Here is a 24107-nt window from a genome sequence, read left to right on the forward strand (position 1 = left end):
ATGTAGAACGTGCATATTACTAGTATGAGCGATACTAGCAAGGCGATAAGAATACAGGGGGACTAATTCCTAGTATTCTAATCTACCTCAATTATAAAACAGGAAGGGATTTCCAACAATGAAAATTGGATATTTATAGAAAAAAATAGATTGAAAGTCTAAAAAAGTTAATTGGACATCTAAATTATGTCTTACTTGAATTCATTCGCAATAGGTAAAAAGGATGTGTTAAAATGCTTGTAATGTCAAAAAAATTAGAGGACCGAATATGAAAAAATATGCAACATTTAAATTGCAATATCTTATTATGGGTGTTGCTTTTTTAGCGGTTTTGTTAACGTCACTCGTTAGTATTTGGAGTGGCTATCGCATGAATGAAAAAACGCTTATGGCAAGCACGCTTGAAACCAATCGTGTATATGCTGAAAAATTAGCAACTAGTGCAAATGACTATTTAGAAGAAACATTTAAATTGCTAAACGTTAATGCGACCGAAATGAGTGCGTATATCGATGATAACGCACGACTCGAACGCAAGGCTGATTTACTGCGCCGAGGCTCGACCGCATTCAATTCGATTCTTGTCATGAATCCGCAAGGTAAAGTCATTGCGACGTCGCCACAAACATTAAATTTAAAAGGTATTAAGGTGACGTCAGAGGCATCAAAGCGCGCGTTGAAAGAGCGTAGACCGATGATTTCAGAGCCTTATACCGGCGCATCAGGACGCGAAATTATCTTTATTTCGACGCCGATTTACGATGCGAAAAATAATTTTTTAGGCGTGTTAGGCGGTACGATTTATTTAAAAGAAAATAATGTCTTAAACCAATTGCTTGGCAAACATCCATATGAAGACGGTTCATATGTATATGTTGTCGATAGTGATGGTCAAATTATTTATCATGAAAACAAGCAACGCATCGGCGAGCAAGTAATGAACAATGCAGTCGTGAAAAAAATGCTGACAATGGATATAGATACCGGTGCGCAGCGCGTTACGAATACGAAAAATAAAGATATGTTGGCAGGATATGCGAAGATGGAGATTAGTGGATGGGGTGTCGTGGCACAGCGCCCGACCGATGTAGCGATAGCGCCAGCGGGTGAGATGGTGAAGCGCATGATATTAGTCGGCTTACCACTGTTATTAGTCGCCTTGATCATCGTGATTATACTTGCGCGCAAAATCGCGAAACCATTGCAAGAGCTTGCGAATATTACGGAATTTGACCGTGATGAAGCGGATGAGGCGCAGAAAAATTACCAAAGCGTCACGGCATGGTACTATGAAGCGATTCAATTAAAGCAATCGCTTATGTCGAGTTTTTCACATTTGCACAATCAAGTGCATTTCTTCCGCGATCAATCAACAACGGATGCACTTACCGGGCTGACGAATCGCCGTACAATCGATGAATTAATAAATAGTTGGTTTGCTGAACAGCGCATGTATTCGATTATTTTAATTGATATTGATAAATTCAAGTTAGTTAATGATACGTACGGTCATAGCGTTGGTGATGAAGTGCTACAATTTTTAGCACGTAAAATGGAAAATGTCGCGCGTAGTGAAGATGTTTGCTGTCGCTATGGCGGCGAAGAGTTTGTTATTTTATTACCGAATACACCAACTGATGTGGCAGCAACAATGGCGGAGTTACTACGACAAGATGTAGAGGCAACGCTTGCCCCACACGACATTCAAGTGACGTTGTCAGCCGGCGTTGCGACATTCCCGATTGATGCGAATCATCCAAAAACGTTGTTTGAAAAAGCAGATGAAGCGCTGTATTATGCGAAAGAGCATGGTAGGAATCAAGTAGTACTTGCGAAATGAGTCGACTTTAGTAAAGGATTAAATCGAGCGATATCTATAACAATGGTAACAAAATAGACAATTTTTTGGGTTTATTTTATGACAATTGTCCTTTTTTATTATTCATTTCTACTCGTAATGTGTAACATATGAGAGAGAGGTGGGAATAATGAATCGCGAAGAAATTATTCAAATTGTTTCAGAAAAAATCAAGCTTGTACGAACAGAAAATAGTTATACACAAGATCAAATGGCCGATATTGTTGGCATTTCAAAAAAAACACTTGTACAAATCGAAAAACAACGCATTATGTGTGGGTGGAATGTTGCCGTGACAATTTGTGCACTATTTAGAGACAGCACGATTTTACAAAATATATTGGGCGGCGACCCATTAGAAGTAATTGAACTAACAGCGCACGATTGCATTACTCGACCAATGAAAACGACACCAACTACAAATGTCTGGTGGGAAACACTTGAAGAAACCGTTGCATACCGTTTGCAACAAAATATTTTAAGCCACCATTATCGTATTGTAGATACAGAAGGATTCCGCATCTTTACGAGCTTCGACGAGCCACTGACACGAGATCATTACGCAAAGATTCAGTAATGACTGTTCGATATTGATTGAACGAAGTAATTTGAGAGAAGAATATGACATGAAATAAGAGGTCTGTTAAAGGGCCTCTTTTTCTTTTTACCAAAAAGAGGCATAATGAGAAGTGGAAAACAATTTGAGGTGAAAGAATGTACTATTTAAGCATGATTTTCTTTCAAGTCGTTGCGCCTATTCTCGTCCTACTCGTAATAGGGGGCGTTATTCAACAACGATTTCAATTTAATTTAAAAGCATTATCGAATCTCGTAACTTTTTGTTTAATGCCCGCTGCGATTTTTTTGAATATTTATGAAACGGAAGTCGAGGCAGCCGTACTTGGCAAAATTCTTCTTTATTTATTCGTCTTTATTTTTGCATTGATGGGCATTAGTAATGTGCTCGTGAAAATTTTACGGTTAGAAGGAGCGAAGGCCGCGGTATTTAAAAATAGTATCGTGCTCATGAACTCTGGAAACTATGGTTTGCCGGTTAGTCAGATGGTTTTTAGCACGCAACCACTTGGGACTGCGATTCAAATCATTACGATTGTCGTTCAAAATTTAACGACGTATACATATGGTTTGTACAATTTAATAGCGACGTCAAAAAAAGGCCTCGATATTTTGCGCGATATTATTAAATTACCAATCGTTCACGCGCTTGTATTAGGGTCGTTTATGAACTACTTTGATATTCCATTGCCACAATTTTTAAGCATTCCACTCAATCATGTGGCCGATGCCTTTATCGCGATTGCACTGATTACATTAGGTGCACAACTTGCGAAAATTAAAATGAAAACATTGTTTAATAAAATGTTGTATTTAAGCTGTTTTGGCCGTCTTATTTTAGCGCCAATTGTGGCGATGATTCTTATTTATTTGTTCCGCTTTGATGGTGTCGTTGCACAGTCATTGCTTATCGCAAGCTCCTTCCCGACATCACGTAATAGCTCATCGCTCGCGCTTGAGTATGATGTTGAGCCTGATTTAGCGGCGCAAACGGTGCTTGTTACAACGATTATTAGCTGTTTAACGGTAACGGTCGTTATTTATGCGGCGCGTATTTTGTATCCGATTTAAGTTTGTATAAATGGTTATTTTGTAGTAGAATATGGCTAATTACTGAAAGGAGGCCGTTATTCGATGAAGAAAAAATTATTGTTCGTATTGGCGGCGTGTACGCTTGTACTTGCAGCATGCGGTCCAAACGAGAATGAATCGAATGATGACCGAGATCATAATTATTACGCATCAGCTACTGACAATCATTAAAATGAACTTGAACTACCCCCACTTAGCGTTTTCACGATCTCGCTTGAAGTGGGGGATTCCTACGAACAGTGCATGCTTGTTCCTATTTGCTCGAAACAGCGGCTTCACTTTTTTAGTAGGCGAGCTCCGTAGTCCCTACGGTTGGGTTGCTTCAAAAAGGCGTAATCCTTCTGCTAAAATGTTGCGACTTGCATTGATGTCGCGGTCGAGTGTCGTGTGGCATGATGAACAAGTCCATTCGCGGATTTCTAAGGCTTTCTTGCCATCATGATGCCCACATACATGGCATAGTTGGCTTGATGGGAAGAAGCGATTGGTTTTCACGATTGTTCGGCCATACCACTTCGCTTTGTACATCCGTTTTTGCACAAACGAGGACCAGGATACATCGCTAATGGCTTTCGCTAATTTATGATTTTTCAGCATCCCTTTTGTGTTTAAATCTTCGACGCAAATGACATCGTACTGGCGAATGAATGCCGTCGTCAACTTGTGTAAAAAATCTTCGCGCCAAAACGCCACTTTTTCACGTAAACGCGCCACTTTACGGCGTTGTTTTTGGTAGTTCATGCAGTCTCGTAAAACCCGGTTGTCTTTTTTCGCTTGTTCGTAACGGCGTGAAAGTTTTCGCTGCTCACGTTTTAACTTTTGTTCCATCTTAGCCGTAAAGCGTTGGTTATCGACTTTACGTCCATCCGAAAGAATCGCGAAATCGGTGATGCCTAAATCAATGCCAATTGCTTGATGGGTTTTTGGTAGGGGCTGAAATTCGGGGACTTCGCACGTAATGGACACCGAAAAACGCCCACTCGCATGGTAATGAATCGTTGCACGCATAATTCGACCTTCGAGCGCGCGAGTTTGTTTGAATTTGACGAGTCCTAGTTTGGGTAACTTGATTTTGTTGCCGACAATCGCAATATTGTGATTCGTATTTTTGGTCGTATAGCTTTGCACGGCGTTTTTCTTGCTTTTGAAACGCGGATAGTTGTTTTGTTTCTTGAAAAAACGCCCGAATGCATCCACGAGCTGTTCACAGGAGGTTTGTAAGGCCACACTATCTACGTTGCGTAACCAGGCTGTCTCGTCCTGTTTTTTCAGTTTTGTCAGCAGTTTAGACATACTGGAGCGATTTAAGCCTTTTCCTTCTTCTTTGTATGCTGTATTCCATAATGAAAGAAAATGGTTATAGACAAAACGACAATGACCGTGCGTTTGATGAATCAACGCTTGTTGGTCTTTGTTCGGATAGAGACGAAATGGGTATGCTTTGTAGATCATGGCGAACACCTCCTTGTTTGCCTTCTAGTTTAACACAAACAAACGTTCCATTTCTACTTTTAAGCACCGCATTCATCCCCCACCTACTCGCTCCACGCGTTGAGGAGGGTGTCTTCTGCGAAAAAATGATAAAAAAGGAGTTTGAGCATTTAGTGCCCAAGCTCCTTTTTCGTCTGCAAAAAAAGAGAAGCAGCCGTGGCTACTTCTCTTAATCAAGGTCTAGAAGTATTTGATTTCTTTGTTGACGTCGATATCGTTAATATCTTTACCCATTGCTTTGGCAACACCTTCACCGTACGCAGGGTCTGCTTTGTAGCAGTGGATGATGTGGCGTTCTTTAATGAAGTCTTCAACCGGTGCCATATCAGCAGCCGTGTTATTAAATAACTGTTGCTTTTGGTCATCGCTCATTAAGTTGAATAATTTACCTGGTTGCTCGAAGTAGTTGTTGTCATCTTCGCGGAAGTCGTAGATGTCAGCAGGTCCATCAAGCTCTAGTGCAGGGTCTTTATATTCAGCTTGGCCATGTAAAGCACCGTAGCTGTTTGGATAGTACGTGATTGCAGAGCCACGGTTACCATCCACACGACCTTGACCATCACGGTGATAAACCATGAATGGACATTTTGGTGTGTTAACAGGGATTTGGTGATGGTTCACGCCTAAACGGTAGCGTGTCGCATCTTGATAGCCGAATAGACGCGCTTGTAGCATACGGTCAGGTGAGAATGAGATACCTGGCACAACGTTTGACGGTGCAAAGGCAGCTTGTTCAACATCAGCAAAGTAGTTTTCTGGGTTACGGTTTAATTCAAACTCGCCAACTTCGATTAATGGGTACTCAGATTTGTACCAAACTTTTGTTAAATCGAATGGGTTGTCTTTATGGTTGCGCGCTTGTTCTTCAGTCATTACTTGGATGAACATTTTCCATTTAGGGAAATCGCCGCGCTCGATTGAGCCGAATAAGTCGCGTTGTGAAGATTCGCGGTCGTTACCAACAACTTCAGCAGCTTCTGCGTTTGTATAGTTTTCGATACCTTGTTGTGTACGGAAGTGGAATTTCACGTATACGCGTTCGTTATCAGCGTTGATGAATGAGTATGTGTGAGAACCGAAACCGTGCATGTTGCGGAAACCTTTTGGAATACCACGGTCAGACATGACGATTGTTACTTGGTGTAATGCCTCAGGAAGCATTGTCCAGAAGTCCCAGTTTGAGTTAGCATTTTTCATGTTGGTTTTAGGGTCGCGTTTTACAACATGGTTTAAGTCTGGGAAGTGTAATGGATCGCGGAAGAAGAATACCGGCGTGTTGTTACCAACCATGTCCCAGTTTCCTTCTTCAGTGTAGAATTTTAACGCGAAACCACGAATGTCGCGCTCTGCATCAGCAGCACCACGTTCGCCGGCTACTGTAGAGAAACGAGCGAACATTTCTGTTTGTTTTCCTACTTCAGAGAAGATTTTTGCTTTCGTATATTTCGTAATATCGTGTGTAACGGTAAACGTACCGAATGCACCTGAACCTTTCGCGTGCATACGACGTTCTGGGATTACTTCACGGTTAAAGTTTGCTAATTTTTCAATTAAGAATACGTCTTGTAATAGGACTGGACCACGACGGCCTGCAGTTTGTGTATTATCATGTGATACAACTGGAGCACCAGTGATTGTCGTTAATTTTTCGTTGTTATTGTTCGTCATTCATATTGCCTCCCATATGAGTTAATGTTCTCTTCTCTAATTACTATAACAGAAGTTATTTAGAATGAAAAGTAAATAATAATAATTATTGTTTAGAAATTATAATTGTTAAGTGAATGATGTGTAAAGATATAATGAGTGTTCTGGAAACGTATAACATATATACATACCCTTTATTGCGCACGGAAAAACATTTCTTTACGAAGATAATCGCTGTTTTCTACATTGAAACAAGCTTTTTTATATTCTCATTAATACGTTCATAATAGTGATAATATAGGTGCTAATTGATAATTTAGTGAGGGAATGACAACAATAGAATAAAGACAGCTAGATGAAAATGAAGATGTGACGTTTTTTTTACATACATCTAAAATACATATTTTTTTATGGAATGAATGGTTGTACAATCGACGGAGCTAAGCACATGATGTAAGAAAGACTTATTTTAAGGAAGTGGCTATTTTGTTAGAACAACTACAAAATTTTTTAGAACAGTACACAGCTGAAAATAAACTAACACCGTCTTATGTGGAACAACGCTTACAACAAATCCACGCAGCGGGGACTGTTGAATATACATCAGAAGAAATCGATTACGCGATGAAGCTTGCGTGGCGCAACAGCAATAAATGCATCGGCCGCTTGTTTTGGAAATCGCTTCACACCTTTGACCGCCGCGATTTACGGACGCCACAAGCGATTTATGAGGCGTTGATTGAACATATTGATTACGCGACAAATGGCGGCAAAATTCGCTCGACCATTTCGGTATTTGACCCGAGCGTGCGCATTTGGAATCATCAGCTCGTTCGTTATGCGGGTTATGAAACAGCATCGGGTATTATCGGGGACCCAGCGTCGGTTGAGTTTACGAAAAAATGTCTTGAGCTTGGCTGGCGAGGGGAGCAAGGGCGCTTTGACGTTTTACCACTTGTCATTCAAGTAGCAGACGATGCGCCTGTCGTTTTTGACATTCCAGCGGCGCATATTTTAGAAGTACCACTGCGTCATCCAACACTTGAGTGGTTTAGCGAGCTTGGATTGAAATGGTATGCGGTGCCGATGATTTCCGATATGAAAGTAGATGTTGGTGGTATTGAATTTATATCGGTGCCATTTAACGGTTGGTATATGGGGACAGAAATTGGCGCACGTAACTTGGCTGATGAGAATCGCTATAATATGCTGCCGACTATCGCGGAAAAAATGGGCTTAGATACATCAAAAAATGCCTCGCTCTGGAAAGACTATGCTCTTGTCGAGTTAAATCGCGCCGTACTTTATTCGTATAAGGAAGACGGTGTGTCGATTGTCGATCACCATACAGCGGTGGAGCAGTTTCTTCTATTTGAAAAGCAGGAGCAACAAGCGGGGCGTGATGTAACCGGCAACTGGGTGTGGCTCGTACCGCCATTATCACCAGCAACGGCAGATATTTACCATCGAACATTAGACAATACGAAGAAAAAGCCTTTTTATTGTTACCAAAAGCCTCCATTCCATCTATAATAGCCATAAAGTTCCTTTTAACAGAAAATAATAAATTATTAATGTTATATGAATGAAAGAGAGGCTAGAAAGATGGATAAATTGTCCAATTTTTTATCTGAGGCAGAAGTAAAAAAAATCTCGAAATTTTTTCAACATCAAATTGAACGGCAATACGTTGTTGTGTCAACGATTAGTTTACGACCTTATGGCGATACAACCTTTAAGCAATTACAGCAAATGTTGTTGAAAACAGCGCGTGCCAATAACTTATATTTTGTGTTAGCTGATAATGTTATGGGCATTTTACTATATGAATCAACACAAAAAGAAGCGCAGTTTTATTTGAAACGTTTGGAGCGGGATTTCCCACAAGTGAGTTGGCAAGCGACGATTTGTGAGTTACGCCAAGGCGTAGAAGATTTTGATGTCATTAAAGCTGAATTGCTCGGACAGCTTCCAACGAGCGCTGTACCGTTTGATAAAAATAGTAGCCAATGTTTTAGTCGCCGCCAAAAAATGATGAAGAAAATTAGCATTGTCGAATCGAATGAAGTAGCGCGTCATATGTTGCAAAATGCGATTCGTAATATTCAACTGCCGAATGCCGAAATTACGCTTCGAACATTTTCAGATGGCGAAGCTTTTTTAACGTCTGATTGGTATCACTCAGAGCATGAACATATCGTGTTGTTAAATGCGAAATTGCCGCGAAAAAATGGGTTGCAAGTTGTCAGTGAATTGCGTGCACTCCCTAATGATCGTAAGTTTTCGATTTTCTTCATGTCTCGGTTACCTGCACCCGAGGACCAAATTTCGGCGTTTGAGCAAGGTGTCGATTTCTATATCATTCGTCCGTTTAACTTAGGAGTTTTAAGCGCACAAGTGAAACAACAGTTAATGAAGAGGACGCATAAATGACGGGGATTATTTGGTTATCATATGGTGTCGTTGCGGCGTTTATCGTGCTGTTTTTAATAACGATTTACGTGACAGTCGATACGAAAAAATTTCAAAAAAGGCAGCGTGAAATGGCGGCGTATGTGCAGGAGCATACACCTGCGTGCTATGCCTACTTTGTGGAAGGCAATGAACAGCAAAAAGTGATTTGTAGTACAAGTACTGAATTTGAAGCAATCGAAACAATCGCTGAAAGTTATATCGCGTACGTGAAAGATGACGCGATTTTACAGCGTATTTATCGTTATATGGATGCGTACTATAGCCCGGCATATAAGCGACAATTTCGCGGTAAAAGTAGAACGCAGCGTATTAATGCGTTGTATCAAATGTTGGATTTTCATATTGTGTCGCTCTTACCTGAAGTGAAAAAGATGTTAGCAAAAAAGAATATTGCACGTAAGGAACGCTTTCTTGGTTTGAAAATTATCGCGACATTAGATGAAGCAACTACATATGAATTTTATCGACATGCTAAAAAAAGTTTGGCAGCGAATCAAGTGACGATGATTGTAAACTGCATGAGCGATGATATGATTTACGACATTGTTGACGAAAAACATGCGGATACAGATTGGCTTGTAGCGGCGCTAAAAGTGATGGCAAAACGACAATTAGCTTATTCAAGTTTTATTGTTCATGAATTGTTATATCATGAAAATGTAGCAGTCCGCGATGAAGCGGTGAATGTACTGAGTGCGATTGGGACCGAAAAATCATTGGCGGATTTTGAAGAATATTTTTATTCGGAAAATCCCGAAAATCGTATGCTGTTTGCTAAACTTGCCGCGCAATATACGCTTGACGATGTACAAGCTTATTTAGTCGTGCTTGCGCAAGATAAATCATTTATCGTGCGACAAGCTGCCATTCAAGCAATCGGTCAATATACAAATGGCCGCGCGATGTTTGAAAAAATGTTAGCTTCGATTGATGACGCGTATATGCACGATGCGATTAACGCTTACTTGAAAGGAGGTAGCGCAGATGTGGCAGTGGATTAATACGATTTTTCAAACGCTTATTTTACTGTATATGTTTGTTGTAATCGGTGTGTATGTCATTATGCTGTTATTTTCATTACTTGAGTTGTACCGCGGGCGCAATATCGCGCGTGAAGCAGTCGATGAGGAGCTTCAAGACATTAACTATGTGTATCCGCTATCGATTCTTGTACCAGCATACAATGAAAGCATTAATATTATTAATACCGTACAGTCGCTATTAAGTAGCCGTTACCCGGAATATGAAATTATCATTATTAATGACGGCTCAAAAGACGACACGCTAGACGTCGCGATTAAACATTTCAACATGAAAAAAATTCACCGCGTCATTCAAACGACATTACCGTCAAAAGAAGTACGTGGCGTTTACCAATCAACGATTGACCCGCGTATTTTACTAATTGATAAGGAAAACGGCGGGAAGGCGGATTCGTTAAATAGCGGCATTAACTTATCAAAGTATCCGTATTTTTGTTCGATTGATGGGGACTGTATTTTAGGTGAAAACTCACTTGTGCAAGTAATGGAGGCATTCGTGAAAGATCCGAATGTCATTGCAGCAGGTGGTAACGTGAAAATAGCGAATGGCTCAGATATTCAAATGGGGACGTTAATGCGCTATGGCATGTCGGATAAACCGCTCGTTATGATGCAAATCATCGAATATTTCCGCGCCTTTTTAATGGGTCGTATTACGTTTAGCCGCTTCAATATGGTATTTATTATTTCAGGTGCATTTAGTATTTTTGCGAAAAAAGAAGTCGTTGAAGTAGGTGGCTATTTACGCAATACAATCGGCGAGGATATGGAATTAGTCGTGCGTTTGCATCGCCTCATTCGTAAAAAAGACAAGCAGAAAAAAATTAAGTTTTTACCGTATCCGGTTTGTTGGACCGAGGCACCGGAAACGTATCAGCAACTCAAACGTCAGCGCAGTCGCTGGCATCAGGGGCTGATTGAAAGTCTGTGGCGCAATAAGCAAATTTTCGCCAATCCACGCTACGGCAAGCTCGGCTTTATCGCATTCCCATATTTTTTATTTATCGAATGTCTCGGCCCGATTATTGAGTTTACGGGCTATTTATACGTTATTTTCGCGTTCTTTACAGGCGGTGTCTATTTAGAATTTGCGTTGTTACTTCTATTATTATTCGTAATCAACGGAGCGCTGTTCTCGATGGTGTCAGTCATTATGGAGTCATGGCTCATGAAACGCTATATGACGGTCAAAGACATTTGGCGGCTTTTCGTGTTAGCGATAACGGAAATTTTCTGGTACAAACCATGCACGCTATGGTTCCGTCTGCTTGGCTTATGGAATTACGCACGCGGTAAAAGCAGCTGGGGCGAAATGGTTCGAAAAGGCTTATAAGGGGATGCGACGATGAAAAAATTATTAGTAATTTGCGGGCTTGTTCTCGCGATGCTGCTTATTATTTTTGGCGGCTGGCAGTTGAAAAGTGATAAGCCGCTGTCGATTGCGGTCATTGATAAGACCGTTGCGACGACCGAGTATGCGGAACACCAAGGCTTCAACTGGCTATTGAAAGCAGAAAAATATGTGAATGCTCAGGACGAGCCTTACGCCATTACAGATTATTATGGCTATCATCCTGAAAAGAATAAGCCGGTCGGGAGCTTACCGACATCGTATGAGAAGACGAATTTAATTTATATCGCGGATACATACGGCGTGTATGAGGAGCAACAGGGCCGCGCCAAGCCGAAAAAACTTGATGGCGGCTTAACGATGGATGAGTGGGATGCGATTTTTAAACGCCTTGAAAGCGATAAAGCCGTAACACTTGTGACCGAGTTTAATACGCTTGCCACCCCAACAACGACAGAAGTACGCGAGCATATGAGCAGCGTGCTCGGCATTCATTCGTCGGGCTGGATTGGTCGTCATTTCAATGACCTGTCACTCGACAATCCCGATATGCCTACGTGGCTAAAAGCGACGAAGGATTGGACTTATAGTGGTTCAGGCTTCGTATTAGTCAATGAAGAACAAGAGCAATATTTTGTGCTCGAAGACGACAAAGATGTCGCGGATAAACTGACCGTGAAATTTACCGAAGCGGGTAAAAAGCAGTTTGGGTTAACGGAGTCTGTCGCTTTCAACGGCTGGTTTGATATTGTCGAAAGTGAGTCGGCAGAAGCGACACTCGCAAACTTTAACTGGGATTTAACCGATTCCGGCAAGAAGCGAATGAATAAATACGGCGTGCCGACAACATTTGTCGCCGTTAATAAAATGACGATCAACAATGCGACCTCGTATTATTTCGCAGGTCAATTTAATGTGACGCCGTCTGTGCCAAACTATTATCAATATTTTGGCGTTGAAACGCTTAATAAATGGATTAACTATTTTAGTAAAGAGACCGGCTTTTATTGGAATACGTATGTACCGATGATGAAGCACGTACTCGCACAAACCGATGAGCAAAAGGCGAAAAAGGTAGCGCAGCGTACGAAGCCAAAAGACGTACAGTATGTGTCACGCATTGATGATAGCGGTATGCAAGTACAAATCGACGGTAAGTGGCAATCGATGAAAATTCAAGGCGTCAATCTCGGTATGGGGAAGCCGGGTGCATTCCCAGGGCAAGCTGCAATTACCGAAAATGAATATTATAAATGGTTCCAAGATATCGGGAAGCTCGGCTCGAATACGATTCGTGTCTATACCGTACAACCACCGGGCTTTTACAATGCGTTGAAGCGCTACAATGAAACGCACGACCATCCACTTTATTTACTGCATGGGACGTGGATTGATGAGGAGCGCATCGTCAAAAAGGGCAATGTGTACGATAAGCAAGCAACGAAGGAATTCCGCGATGAAATCCGCCACATTGTCGATATTATTCATGGCAATGAAATGATTGCCTATAAAAAAGGGCATGCAACAGGCGCCTATACGGCTGATGTATCGGAATATGTCATTGGCTGGGTGCTCGGCATTGAGTGGGACCCTGAGATGGTGCAATCAACGAATAAGAAAAATAAAGAGGTTGGCGATTATAACGGCAACTACGTGTATACAAAAGATGCGTCACCATTTGAGCACTGGATTGCAGAAAATATGGATTACGTCGCCACGTATGAAAAAGAGCACTACAACTGGATTCGTCCGTTGAGCTTCACGAACTGGGTGACGACCGATATACTAGAGCATCCGGAAGAACCGGACCCGAAAGAAGATTTAGTGTCGGTTAATCCGAATGTCATTCATTTAAAAGGTGACGTTACAAAAACGAAGCAATTTGCAAGTTACCATGTCTATCCGTATTATCCGGAATCACTGAACTATCAATACAACGATTACGTGGACTTCCGCGGCAAGAAAAACAACTATGCGGCGTATTTAAAAGATTTACATGCGGCACATGATATGCCGGTGCTGATTGCTGAGTTTGGGATTCCGTCATCGCGCGGTAAAACGCATAATAACGTCAATGGTTGGAATCAAGGCCATATGTCAGAAACCGCACAAGGCGAAACGCTCGTTCATTTATATGAAGATATTTTACATGAAGATCTAATGGGTGGCCTGATCTTTACGTGGCAAGATGAATGGTTTAAGCGAACGTGGAATACGATGGATTTAGATGACCCGGACCGCCGCCCATTTTGGTCAAATGCGCAGACGAGTGAGCAGCAGTTTGGGCTATTGAGCTTTGATAGATTGAAAATCAAAGTAGATGGTGATGATAGCGATTGGCACGATGCGAAAACGATGTATCAATCAAATGGGCCGATTCAGTCGCTTATGATGCAGCATGATGAGCGCTATGTGTATTACAAAATTCAAATGGCCGATAATGCAAACGGCTACCCGATGCTGATGCTCGATACGAAGCAAACGCAAGGAAATAAAACAATCAACGACTATCACTTAAAAACGAAAAATGCGCTCGAATTTATTGCACCGCTAAAATCTGCAAACGATGCGCGACTACTTGTCGATACGCAGTACGATATTTTTGCGCTGTATTACGAGCGATTTAATCCGAACAACGTACAATATCATCCACAGCAAAATAGCGGTAACTTTACGCCGATTAATTACGTATTGAGTCAAAAGCTGTTGATTCCGACGACAAAGCAAGAAGTCCCATTTGATAGTTATGAAACAGGGAAATTGCTTGAAGGCAATGCGAATCCTGAAGCACCCGACTACAATTCGTTAGTTGATTTCAATATTAATGAGCACGAGCATTTTATTGAGTTACGCATACCATGGATGCTTATGAGCTTTACGGATCCAAGTTTAAAGGAAGTCATCGGTAATATTAGTAAATCAGATTACTATGCGCGTGAGAAAGTAAACGGTATTCAAGTTGGCGTGGCATTTGTCGATGACAACGATCAAGTCGTGCAAACATTACCAGCGCAGCAGCGTAAAACTGTACCAGCATTTAAACAATATACGTGGGACAATTGGGAGTTGCCAAAATCAACGTATCGATTGAAGCCTTCTTACTACATCGTTCAAAAATCATTTATGAACAATAAAGAGGCGTTCGTCAAATAGCTTGATGGTCGTAGCGATTATTAAATCGTTGCGGCCATTTTTTAATGTGTTGTCAGAAATCAGCTAGAAGCTCTAAAAGCGTGTTTTGGATACAACATAGTTGAAAATAAGTGCCAAACAAGGGCTATGTACGCACTGAAAAAAGAGTTTTTAGTAAGCATCGTGCAGAAAGCTGTCAACGAAAATTTTTATTTACTACTAAACAATCGATTTTTATTATTTTTCAGAAGTGGAATGGGCGTGTTTTTACGCGAAATGAGCCAAAAGCGGTCTGTTTTGCGTCTCTGACGGGCATTTTTCACACAAAAAAAATCGCGCGCCATACGTTGCTGTCATTTATTCAAAAAAACGAAAAATGCGACATGCTGCGGCGAAGCGGTGCATGGTTATAACATAAAAAGACCGTTAAAAAGCGAAAAACAGCTCAAATGGCATCTCTAACGGGCATTTTTTGTCCGCTTTTTGCAAGGTGCTGTTATGAAGTTGTCGTAACTATCGCTACACGCATAGCACTTATTTTAGAAAAGGACAGTTAGAAGCAAATGATTGTCCTTTTTCTAGTGGTATGTGCTTAGTGCTGACGCATATTTAAAATTATGTTGTATCCAAAACACGCTTCTTCGCATAATCGCTCATTTCTGACGGCGCATTAAAAAAGAGCCGCACCGAAATGCGACTCAAGTTATTAATCATTCGTCACGTAGCGATCTTTCGCACTCACATACGAGAATACGAATAAAATAATCGCGACAGCTAAGTAGACGAAGTTGGCGCTATGGAAGCCATTTGTTGAATGGTCATAGACATAACCGTATAATACGGGGCCTGTTGCTGCTAAAAGGTAGCCAATTGATTGACCAAAGCCCGATAGCTCGGCTGCTTCATACGCATTGCGTGCGCGAACGGAGAAGAGCATCATACAAATACCAAATGACGCGCCGCCTGCTAGACCGAGAAACACCATCCAAAGCCATGTCAGTGTTGTCCATTCAAGTAGTAGCCCGCCAAAGCCAATGAGATAAAATAATGAGAACATGATAACGAGCGGGCGTTGATCACGTGTGCGACCAGCTAATATCGGGACAATAAATGTCATTGGAATTTGTGATAGCTGCAACACCGAAAACATCGCACCTGATGCACTTGCGTTCATGCCTTGCTCTACAAGCATAGCGGGAACCCACGCAACAGTCGTATAAAATAAAAAGGATTGGAAGCCCATTGAAAATGTCAGTGCCCACGTCAGCGGGTATTGCCAAATTTTCTTTTTCGGTGGCTCACCTGCAAGATGCGCCGTGCTCGTATGGTCGCTTTGTTTTGTTTGCGGGAACCAAATGATGATGGCAATTATAATAAACACAAGCCAAATCGATAGCGAGCCTTGCCAGCCAAGTGCCGTTGTGGCAATTGGATAGCTGACGCCGGCTGCGACACTAGCGGTAACATTCATCGAGACGGTGAAAATCGCGGTTAGTAAGCCAATTTGTAATGGGAAGCGCAGCTTAATAATACTCGGCATGAGTACGTTACTAAAGGCGATGCCGACACCGATTAAAACCGTACCAATATAAAGCATTGTACTATCGCCGAGCGAGCGTAAAATGACGCCAATGCCGAGCATAAACATCGATACAAAAAGTGCGCGCTCGATGCCAATTCGTCGTGACACTTTTGGCACGAACGGGGACACAAGTGCAAATGCTAGAAGCGGGATTGTTGTAATGAAGCCCGCCACAACATTTGAAATATGTAAGTTTTCACGTAAAATTTCGACGATTGGTCCGACTGATGTGAGCGGTGAACGCATTGTAAATGAAATACAAACGATACCTAGCACAAACAGCCATGTTGCCTTCGTCCATTTTCGTGATGTTTCAAAATCCGAATGTTCCATAAAATGCCTCCTATTCAATGTTTGACCTAAGATTAACAGGTTACTTATCTAAAGTATAGGTTTAAAATGTCAGATAATTACATAAATTTTGTTGTAAATTAAGTCTTGAAGTAACATTCGATTTATATTAGAATGAAACGAGTATTAAAAAGAATATTGCAACGCCTCATCCAGCAAAAAAGGTGAGGTAGAGGTCGCGAACGTTATGACTATCATTTTCGAGATGAGAAAGCATTACTGACAAAATGAGAAAGGAACGTTTGCCGAAGTATTTCAAATGCTTTTTCATTTGAATGCTGGGGCTGTCGCTTAATAGGTGCAGAACTGTCACGTCACAGCGTGTTGAGCTATCTTTAATCTAAGTTTTGTGGGACTAACGTATACATATAACCCATTTTAGACGATTGCTCTAGAATGGGATTTTTTTATTCGGAAAAACCACTGTTAGACCTTGATAAGCAATAGGAAAAGAGGAAATTTTATGAGCAACAAAACAGAAGAGCTCGAGTTAAATCGCGGGTTAAAATCGCGCCACATTACGATGATTTCTCTTGGTGGTACGATTGGTACGGGCTTACTACTTGCAAGTGGTAACTCGATTGCACAAGCAGGCCCTGGTGGCGCACTCGTTGCCTATGCATTAATTGGTATTATGGTGTACTTCTTAATGACAGGACTTGGGGAAATGGCCGCATATATGCCGGTATCATCTACGAGCACATATGCGACAAGATTTATTGATCCATCACTTGGATTCGCATTAGGTTGGAATTATTGGTATAACTGGGCTGTAACGATTGCTGCAGAAGTAGCGGCCGTTGCACTTGTCATGAAATATTGGTTCCCAGATACACCTTCATATATTTGGAGTGCTGCATTCCTAGTTATTATTTTCTTACTGAATTATTTATCAGTAAACACATTTGGTGAAAGTGAATATTGGTTCGCATTTATTAAAGTCGCAACCATTATTATTTTCTTAGTCGTATCATTCTTAATGATTTTCGGTATTATCGGCGGCAAAGCACCGGTTGGCTTCACAAACTTCTTTGAAGGGGACGGTCCATTCCACGGCGGCTTCTTTGCAATGTTAGGTATTTTCCTAGCAGCTGGATTCTCGTTCCAAGGGACAGAATTACTTGGTGCTACTGCTGGTGAAGCGAAAGATCCTGAAAAAACAATTCCAAAAGCCGTAAAATCAATTTTCTGGCGTATTTTATTATTTTATATTTTAGCGTTATTTGCGATTGGTTTATTAATTCCATACACAGACCCTCGCTTAGTGAATACAGATGATAGCGTAGCGATTAGTCCATTCACATTAGTATTTGAAAATGCTGGTATCGCATTTGCGGCAACATTAATGAATGCCGTTGTGTTAACAGCGATTTTATCAGCAGGTAACTCTGGTTTATATGCATCATCACGTACATTATGGCAATTAGCGAAAGATGGTTTAGCACCGAAAATCTTCTTAAAATTAAACCATAAAGGCGTACCAGTTGCAGCATTACTCGTAACCGTCTTAGTCGCTTGTTTAGCGTTCTTAACGTCATTCTTTGGTACCGGTAACGTTTATATGTGGCTATTATCTTCATCTGGTATGTGTGGATTTATCGCATGGATTGGGATGGCCGCAAGTCATTACCGCTTCCGCAAAGCATACATTGCACAAGGGAAAGATTTACATGACTTACCATATCGCTCAGGTTGGTATCCATTTGGTCCGATTTTCGCCTTCATTTTATGTGCGATTATTTTAGTCGGCCAAGTGCAAGACTTTATCGGTGGCGATATCGATTGGGTCGGTATGACCGTTTCGTACATTAGTGTACCGATTTTCTTACTGTTATGGATTGGTTACAAAATCAAACACAAAACAAAAGTATACAAACTGCAAGATGTTGATTTAGAAACAGGTCACCGTCAATAAGAAAAACCGGAATCGCGCCAAAGTGCGGTTCCGGTTTTTTGTTGCGAACGCTAAAAAAGGAACATGACATGTTTTGTCTCAGCCTCTTTTTTGTGCAATTCATGTCCTAAAAAAAGTAAAACAACTACGCTCAACAAGACGTAAAAAGATGAACTTTTCACATCTTAAAAACTTATGTTAAGTACAAAAAAGAGAATAATGTTCGTGAAATGGCGTATAAATGGTGCATGAGTAAATGAATGTTAAGAATTCAGCTTAATTTCTTATTATTATGAATAAATAGAATTCTTAAACTTGTATTGATTTTGAGTTATAGAGTGATATACTTTGTACATTATTTCTTTTAACTAACAAACAACTTAGAACAACTTACTCATATAATAGTGGGGATATGGCCCACGAGTTTCTACCGATTCGCCGTAAATGAATTGACTATGAGAGGCAATAAATTCAAAACGTTTATTTCGTTTTATATTCGACTTGATACTCGATGTCTATTGCCCTACTCGTAGAATTACGAATGGGGTAGTATACCTCGAGTTTTTTTGTTTGTAAAAAAAGTGAACATTCGAAGGGAGCCTTTCATCGTGAAAGCATTAGAACAAGCAATTTTAGAAAAAGGTAAAGTTTTATCGGGAGACGTTTTAAAAGTTGATTCATTTTTAAATCATCAAATCGACCCAAAATTAATGCAAGCAATGGGCCAAGAATTTGCTGACTTATATAAAGATGCAGGCATCACAAAAATTTTAACACTTGAAGCTTCAGGTATCGCACCAGCGGTAATGGCTGGTTTAATTTTAGATGTACCGGTAGTGTTTGGCCGCAAACGTAAATCAGTAACATTACAAGACAATATTTATACTGCTGACGTTTATTCATTCACAAAAAAAGTAACGAATACCATTTCAGTTTCTAAAGACTTTTTAGATAACGAAGATACATTACTAATCATCGATGATTTCTTAGCAAACGGAGAAGCTGCAAAAGGCTTACTTTCAGTCGCTAACCAAGCGGGCGCAAACGTTGCCGGCATCGGAATCGTAATTGAAAAAGGATTCCAACCAGGTGGTCAAGCGCTTCGCGAACAAGGATATCGCGTTGATTCGTTAGCAATTGTTTCTTCATTGGAAAATGGCACAGTAACATTTGCTTAGGAGGCAATTAGGACAATGAACAAGGCAAAACTTGCGACATTAGGGATTCAACATTTACTTGCAATGTATGCGGGTGCAATTTTAGTACCGATGATTATCGGTGGTGCACTAGGATTTAACGCCGCGCAAATGACGTATTTAATTTCAATCGACATTCTAATGTGCGGTATCGCGACATTACTACAAGTAATGCGCGGTAAAGTATTCGGTATCGGCTTACCATTAGTTTTAGGTTGTACATTTACAGCTGTTACACCAATCATCGGTATTGGGACAGAATACGGTTTAGGCTCGATTTATGGTGCAGTTATCGCATCTGGTTTAATCGTTGTAGTTATTTCAGGTTTCTTCGGAAAATTAGTTAAATTTTTCCCACCAATCGTTACAGGTTCGGTTGTAACAATTATCGGGGTTACATTAATTCCAGTCGCATTCAATAACGCAGCAGGTGGCCAAGGTGCGAAAGACTTTGGTTCAGCTGAAAATGTTATTTTAGCATTTACGACAATGATTCTTATCGTATTAATCTATCGTTTCTCTACAGGTTTTGTACGTGCCATTGCCATTTTAATTGGCTTAGTTGTAGGTACAGTGATCGCTGGATTCATGGGTAAAGTAGATTTCACAAACGTAGCAGACGCTTCATGGGTACATATGGTGAAACCATTCTACTTTGCAACACCTGAGTTTGATCTCGTACCTATTTTAACGATGACGTTAGTCGCAATCGTGTCATTAGTAGAATCTACAGGTTCTTACTTTGCACTTAGCAACATGACAAAAACACCAATCGACTCAAAAGCGTTAGCTCGTGGCTATCGTTCAGAAGGTTTAGCATCAATTATCGGTGGTATTTTCAACTCATTCCCATATACAGCGTTCTCTCAAAACGTTGGTCTAATGCAAATTACAGGCGTGAAAAACCGCGCTGTTATCGTTGTAACAGGTGTGATGCTTGTGGCACTTGGTTTCTTACCAAAAATCGCTGCACTCGCAACAATCATCCCAACTGCCGTACTTGGCGGTGCGATGATCGTCATGTTCGGTACAGTGATGTCACAAGGTGTGAAAATGCTTGCTGCTGCTATCGGTAAAAATGAAGGAAATGCAATGATCGTCGCGTGCTCATTAGGTATGGGTCTTGGCGTAACGGTTGTGCCGGACATTTTCAAAATCTTACCTGAGAGTATTCAAATCATTACAAGTAACGGTATCGTAGCAGGTAGCTTAACAGCAATCTTGTTAAACATTGTGTTCAATATGATTCCTTGGAAAAAGGATTCATTCTCAACAGAAGAACAACAAGAGTTAGATGCCGTTAATCCACGTAAACAATCAACTGAGTTCACTGAAAAAGAAGCTTAAGCACATAAAAAAGAGGCTGGGACATACGTGTAACAACACCATCTCAGATGAGCATAAGAAAAACCGGAATCGCGCAGTGGCGCGGTTCCGGTTTTTTGTTGCGAACGCTAAAAAAGGAAAATGAACTGTTTTGTCCCAGCCTCTTTTTTTATTCAAATTCGTGCTGTTCCCATATGCGCTGTTGCTCTTCCTCAGCGACCATTTGTAAATCATAGGCATCAATCGTTAACAGCTCATACGACGCATTATGTTTGTCGATATACGTTTCGACTAGGCGTTTGACGTATTTTGGCGAACCGTCCTGCTCCTCATCGTACAAAATTAAAAACGCATCGGAATGTAAGACGAAAAACTTGTTCTTCTCGACAAATTGCCACGGCGCTTCATATGGACGATTGGTGATAGCGGTTGTAAAATCAGCCTTCGCCATCATTTCCATATAATGCGCCTTTTTTTGTTCATTCCAATTTTTCTCTTGATCTAAAAATGGAATCATGACGCCGTATTGCAGCTGTGGATACTGTTCTTGGAGTTCCCAAACGACGTCAACGACCCACGTTTCAACGCCAAGTTGACCGCTGACGAGCACCCATTCAAGACCATCTTCTATTAATAGAAGTAAACGGTCTTTCAATGCTTTTTTAATAATGGCGAGTCCGGGGTGCTTCTCATTAAAAATTCCGAGTTCTTGCGGCTTATAACCTGTTACAGCTAAACGTTTAATTGCCATAGTTTCACCTCGTTTAACTAAGCATATCATAGTGTAATAGCAAGAAAAACGAATGCAATCGACAAGAATCATTTTCATTCGAAAAAGGCATATTGTATATGCCATATTGATATAGCTTAAAAGTAACTGAGTGTTGAAATTTTGCATGCATTGACCGATAATACAGTTGTATAACCGGTTACGACAATGCACGATAAAATTAATTTATTTGGAGGCGAAGGAATATGAAAGCAGCAGTATGGCATGGCGAGAAAGATATTCGCGTTGAAGAAAAAGAATTAAAGGCATTACAGGATAACGAGGTAACTGTTCGCGTCGCTTGGGCGGGTATTTGTGGCTCTGATTTACATGAATACCAAGAAGGGCCCGTATTTGTCCCGGTTGATAAACCCGATGAATTAACAGGTGAAGTAGCGCCAATTATTATGGGGCATGAGTTTTCAGGTGTTATCGAAAAAGTGGGGAAAAACGTTACGAACTATAAAGTAGGAGACCGTGTTGTTGTGAATCCAACAATTACCCACGGAAATAAACCAGAAGACGTAGATTGCTATGATGGCTTCAGCTTTATTGGCTTACATGGTGATGGAGGCTTTGCAGCATTTGCGAATGCACCTGAGCATAACATTTATAAATTGCCTGATACCTTATCATTACAAGATGCGGCACTTGTAGAACCAACTGCAGTAGCTGTGCAAGCAGTAAAAGAAGGAAATCTCTTATTTGGTGACAATGTGGCTGTATTTGGCGCAGGTCCAATTGGTTTATTAACGGTGATTGCCGCAAAAGCAGCAGGTGCAAGTAATATTATCGTCTTTGATTTATCAGAAACACGTTTACAAATGGCGAAAGAATTAGGTGCTACAGCCATTTTTAATTCTGCTGAGGTAGATCCGGTAGAAGCGGTAAAACAATATGCGCCAGCGGGTGTGGACGTCACTTTTGAAGTAGCAGGCGTTGCCCCAACATTCAAATCAGCGATTGAAGTGACGCGCCCTCGTGGAACAGTAGTGATTGTATCGATCTTTGCGCGTCCAATTGAATGGAATCCAATGCAATTAACAAATACAGGTGTGAAGTTGACTTCAACGATTGCCTACACGCCAACTTCATTCCAGCAAACGGTTGATTTAATGGGCACCGGCCAATTACAACCGCAAGGAATTATTACCTCACAAATTGAATTAGAGGATATTGTTGAAAAGGGCTTCGAAGCATTAACAAACGATAAATCTCAAGCTAAAATTTTAGTAAAATTAAGCGGTGAAATGTAAGCGCTAGAACATATAAAAAGCAGAAATCGCCTTGTATAGCGGTTTCTGCTTTTTAATTTATGAAAAGATTTTCATATAGTAGGAACTCTGGCACCGTAAACGCGAATTCCTTTGAACTTATCTTCCTTGTCATTTTATAGAATACATAGCCTTCAAATAATCGCGCTAAAATTTCTTCTATAGAGAGTAAATAATCCCGGTGCCCCTGTGGCAGCTCGGTATTAGAAGAAATACGTTGCAACGTTTCAGATGCTTGTAACTGTTCATAAAGCTTTTGTCTTTTACGTGCATAAGCTTTATCATGTTTGTGATACAAATCCACAAGATGACCATATTCATGGAAAAAGGCAAGTTGCATTTGCGCGGTGCGATCATATTTGTAGTACAGACCAATCGTTTGCGTCGTTGGATCAAAAAAACCATTCGTTCCTTTTCGTCCGGAATAAAGAGTTAGAGAAGGAATCTTGATAAATGTTTTGGAATGTGCTGATAAAAATGTGCAGCATTCCTCAATAATCGCCAAGAAATGCCGTGCTTTTTCACGCGGCATATAGGCGATAGACCACGTTGTAATAAATGGCGTTAAACGTGAAAAATCGTAATCTTGCTGCAGTAGTGCGCGCATATCTTTTGGCGTTTCAAGTTTTTGTTGCTGTTTCAGCGCTCGTGCACAGCGCTCGATTTCCATTGAAAAAGCAGCATCATAATGATGATGTGCATCTCGGACGACAAATGAAGAACGTCCAATGGTATACAACGTTTGCTGCTCATTTTGTAAAAAAATTTTATTTGCTCGTCCCGGTATTATGGTCATAACGGGAATAAAGGTCTCAAAAAGTGAAATAGCGATGGTCGCTTTTCTAAAAGAAGATATACAGCAACGCGCAATTCCTTCTATAAGTGTTGTTAAAAACCCAACCCTTTTTATGGTGTTGCCATCGATTGTTAACCGGGTAGTGCAGGTGCTTTCTTCTATAGTATGTTGTTCAGGGAAGGAAATGATCGAATCTTCGTATGAAAAGGTCGCTGTTTTAACATGAAAATCCAATGAAGTCACCTCCTCCTTTA

General features: G+C 40.8%; 19 protein-coding genes and 2 riboswitches. Of the genes, 14 read left to right on the forward strand and 5 right to left on the reverse strand.

Features of this window, described 5'->3' with window-relative positions; translation table 11 throughout:
* The first annotated feature begins 268 nt into the window (after window positions 1–268).
* The 4 genes from V514_RS0100220 (at window position 269) to V514_RS20730 (ending at window position 3697) form a co-directional block, all read left to right on the forward strand.
* The gene (locus tag V514_RS0100220; RefSeq protein ID WP_029497657.1) at window positions 269–1840 is read left to right on the forward strand and encodes a sensor domain-containing diguanylate cyclase; all 1572 of its coding nucleotides are present in this window, start codon (window positions 269–271) and stop codon (window positions 1838–1840) included.
* Between the two features lie 148 nt (window positions 1841–1988).
* Window positions 1989–2435 (forward strand): helix-turn-helix transcriptional regulator, encoded by a 447-nt coding sequence (locus V514_RS0100225; RefSeq protein WP_029497658.1) that lies wholly within the window; start codon window positions 1989–1991, stop codon window positions 2433–2435.
* A 137-nt stretch (window positions 2436–2572) separates the two neighbouring features.
* Window positions 2573–3505, forward strand: coding sequence for an AEC family transporter (locus V514_RS0100230; RefSeq protein ID WP_029497659.1), 933 nt, complete (start codon window positions 2573–2575; stop codon window positions 3503–3505).
* 63 nt (window positions 3506–3568) lie between these two features.
* Window positions 3569–3697, forward strand: coding sequence for a hypothetical protein (locus tag V514_RS20730; protein ID WP_268744190.1), 129 nt, complete (start codon window positions 3569–3571; stop codon window positions 3695–3697).
* A 135-nt stretch (window positions 3698–3832) separates the two neighbouring features.
* Here V514_RS20730 and tnpB read toward each other — a convergent pair whose 3' ends face one another.
* Entirely contained in the window at window positions 3833–4978 is a 1146-nt protein-coding gene (tnpB, locus tag V514_RS0100240) for an IS200/IS605 family element RNA-guided endonuclease TnpB (RefSeq protein ID WP_029497660.1), read from the reverse strand.
* A 219-nt stretch (window positions 4979–5197) separates the two neighbouring features.
* Window positions 5198–6685, reverse strand: a complete 1488-nt coding sequence (locus V514_RS0100245) for a catalase (RefSeq protein ID WP_029497661.1) — start codon at window positions 6683–6685, stop codon at window positions 5198–5200.
* Between the two features lie 462 nt (window positions 6686–7147).
* Here V514_RS0100245 and V514_RS0100250 point away from each other — a divergent pair, with 462 nt between their 5' ends.
* The 5 genes from V514_RS0100250 to V514_RS0100270 all read left to right on the forward strand — a co-directional run bounded on the left by V514_RS0100250 (window position 7148) and on the right by V514_RS0100270 (window position 14686).
* Window positions 7148–8197: a nitric oxide synthase oxygenase gene (locus V514_RS0100250; RefSeq protein WP_029497662.1), complete on the forward strand. Its 1050-nt coding sequence runs from the start codon at window positions 7148–7150 to the stop codon at window positions 8195–8197.
* Window positions 8198–8269: 72 nt separating this feature from the next.
* Window positions 8270–9097, forward strand: coding sequence for a response regulator transcription factor (locus tag V514_RS0100255; RefSeq protein ID WP_029497663.1), 828 nt, complete (start codon window positions 8270–8272; stop codon window positions 9095–9097).
* Window positions 9094–10140 carry a HEAT repeat domain-containing protein gene (locus tag V514_RS0100260; protein WP_029497664.1) on the forward strand — a complete coding sequence of 349 codons (1047 nt, stop codon included), beginning with the start codon at window positions 9094–9096 and terminating at the stop codon, window positions 10138–10140. The genes V514_RS0100255 and V514_RS0100260 overlap by 4 nt, the downstream gene beginning before the upstream one ends.
* Window positions 10124–11515, forward strand: coding sequence for a glycosyltransferase family 2 protein (locus V514_RS0100265; RefSeq protein WP_029497665.1), 1392 nt, complete (start codon window positions 10124–10126; stop codon window positions 11513–11515). The genes V514_RS0100260 and V514_RS0100265 overlap by 17 nt, the downstream gene beginning before the upstream one ends.
* A 12-nt stretch (window positions 11516–11527) precedes the next feature.
* Complete coding sequence (locus tag V514_RS0100270; protein WP_029497666.1) at window positions 11528–14686, forward strand: hypothetical protein; 3159 nt, start codon at window positions 11528–11530, stop codon at window positions 14684–14686.
* 685 nt (window positions 14687–15371) lie between these two features.
* Here V514_RS0100270 and V514_RS0100275 read toward each other — a convergent pair.
* On the reverse strand, window positions 15372–16580 hold the full coding sequence (locus V514_RS0100275; protein ID WP_029497667.1) for a CynX/NimT family MFS transporter: 1209 nt from the start codon (window positions 16578–16580) through the stop codon (window positions 15372–15374).
* A gap of 180 nt (window positions 16581–16760) precedes the next feature.
* Window positions 16761–16938, forward strand: a riboswitch (Lysine riboswitch).
* Window positions 16939–17061: 123 nt separating this feature from the next.
* On the opposite strand from V514_RS0100275, the gene V514_RS0100280 reads away from it, so the two are divergent.
* The 3 genes from V514_RS0100280 (at window position 17062) to V514_RS0100290 (ending at window position 21035) form a co-directional block, all read left to right on the forward strand.
* Window positions 17062–18513: an amino acid permease gene (locus V514_RS0100280; protein WP_029497668.1), complete on the forward strand. Its 1452-nt coding sequence runs from the start codon at window positions 17062–17064 to the stop codon at window positions 18511–18513.
* Window positions 18514–18866: 353 nt separating this feature from the next.
* Window positions 18867–18968, forward strand: a riboswitch (purine riboswitch).
* A 132-nt stretch (window positions 18969–19100) separates the two neighbouring features.
* On the forward strand, window positions 19101–19670 hold the full coding sequence (locus V514_RS0100285) for a xanthine phosphoribosyltransferase (RefSeq protein ID WP_029497669.1): 570 nt from the start codon (window positions 19101–19103) through the stop codon (window positions 19668–19670).
* Between the two features lie 15 nt (window positions 19671–19685).
* The gene (locus V514_RS0100290; RefSeq protein ID WP_029497670.1) at window positions 19686–21035 is read left to right on the forward strand and encodes a nucleobase:cation symporter-2 family protein; all 1350 of its coding nucleotides are present in this window, start codon (window positions 19686–19688) and stop codon (window positions 21033–21035) included.
* A gap of 148 nt (window positions 21036–21183) precedes the next feature.
* Here the strand turns inward: V514_RS0100290 and V514_RS0100295 are convergent, their stop codons facing one another.
* Window positions 21184–21765, reverse strand: coding sequence for a DUF1273 domain-containing protein (locus V514_RS0100295; RefSeq protein ID WP_029497671.1), 582 nt, complete (start codon window positions 21763–21765; stop codon window positions 21184–21186).
* A gap of 224 nt (window positions 21766–21989) precedes the next feature.
* On the opposite strand from V514_RS0100295, the gene V514_RS0100300 reads away from it, so the two are divergent.
* The gene (locus V514_RS0100300) at window positions 21990–23039 is read left to right on the forward strand and encodes a 2,3-butanediol dehydrogenase (RefSeq protein WP_029497672.1); all 1050 of its coding nucleotides are present in this window, start codon (window positions 21990–21992) and stop codon (window positions 23037–23039) included.
* A 52-nt stretch (window positions 23040–23091) separates the two neighbouring features.
* Here V514_RS0100300 and V514_RS0100305 read toward each other — a convergent pair whose 3' ends face one another.
* Window positions 23092–23796, reverse strand: coding sequence for a hypothetical protein (locus V514_RS0100305; protein ID WP_029497673.1), 705 nt, complete (start codon window positions 23794–23796; stop codon window positions 23092–23094).
* On the opposite strand from V514_RS0100305, the gene V514_RS20285 reads away from it, so the two are divergent.
* Window positions 23786–24079: a hypothetical protein gene (locus V514_RS20285; protein ID WP_161630154.1), complete on the forward strand. Its 294-nt coding sequence runs from the start codon at window positions 23786–23788 to the stop codon at window positions 24077–24079. The two genes, V514_RS0100305 and V514_RS20285, sit on opposite strands and share 11 nt — an antisense overlap.
* The last annotated feature ends 28 nt before the right edge of the window (window positions 24080–24107 follow it).

It is taken from the genome of Kurthia huakuii LAM0618 (assembly GCF_000505545.1).
GTDB lineage: Bacteria > Bacillota > Bacilli > Bacillales_A > Planococcaceae > Kurthia > Kurthia huakuii.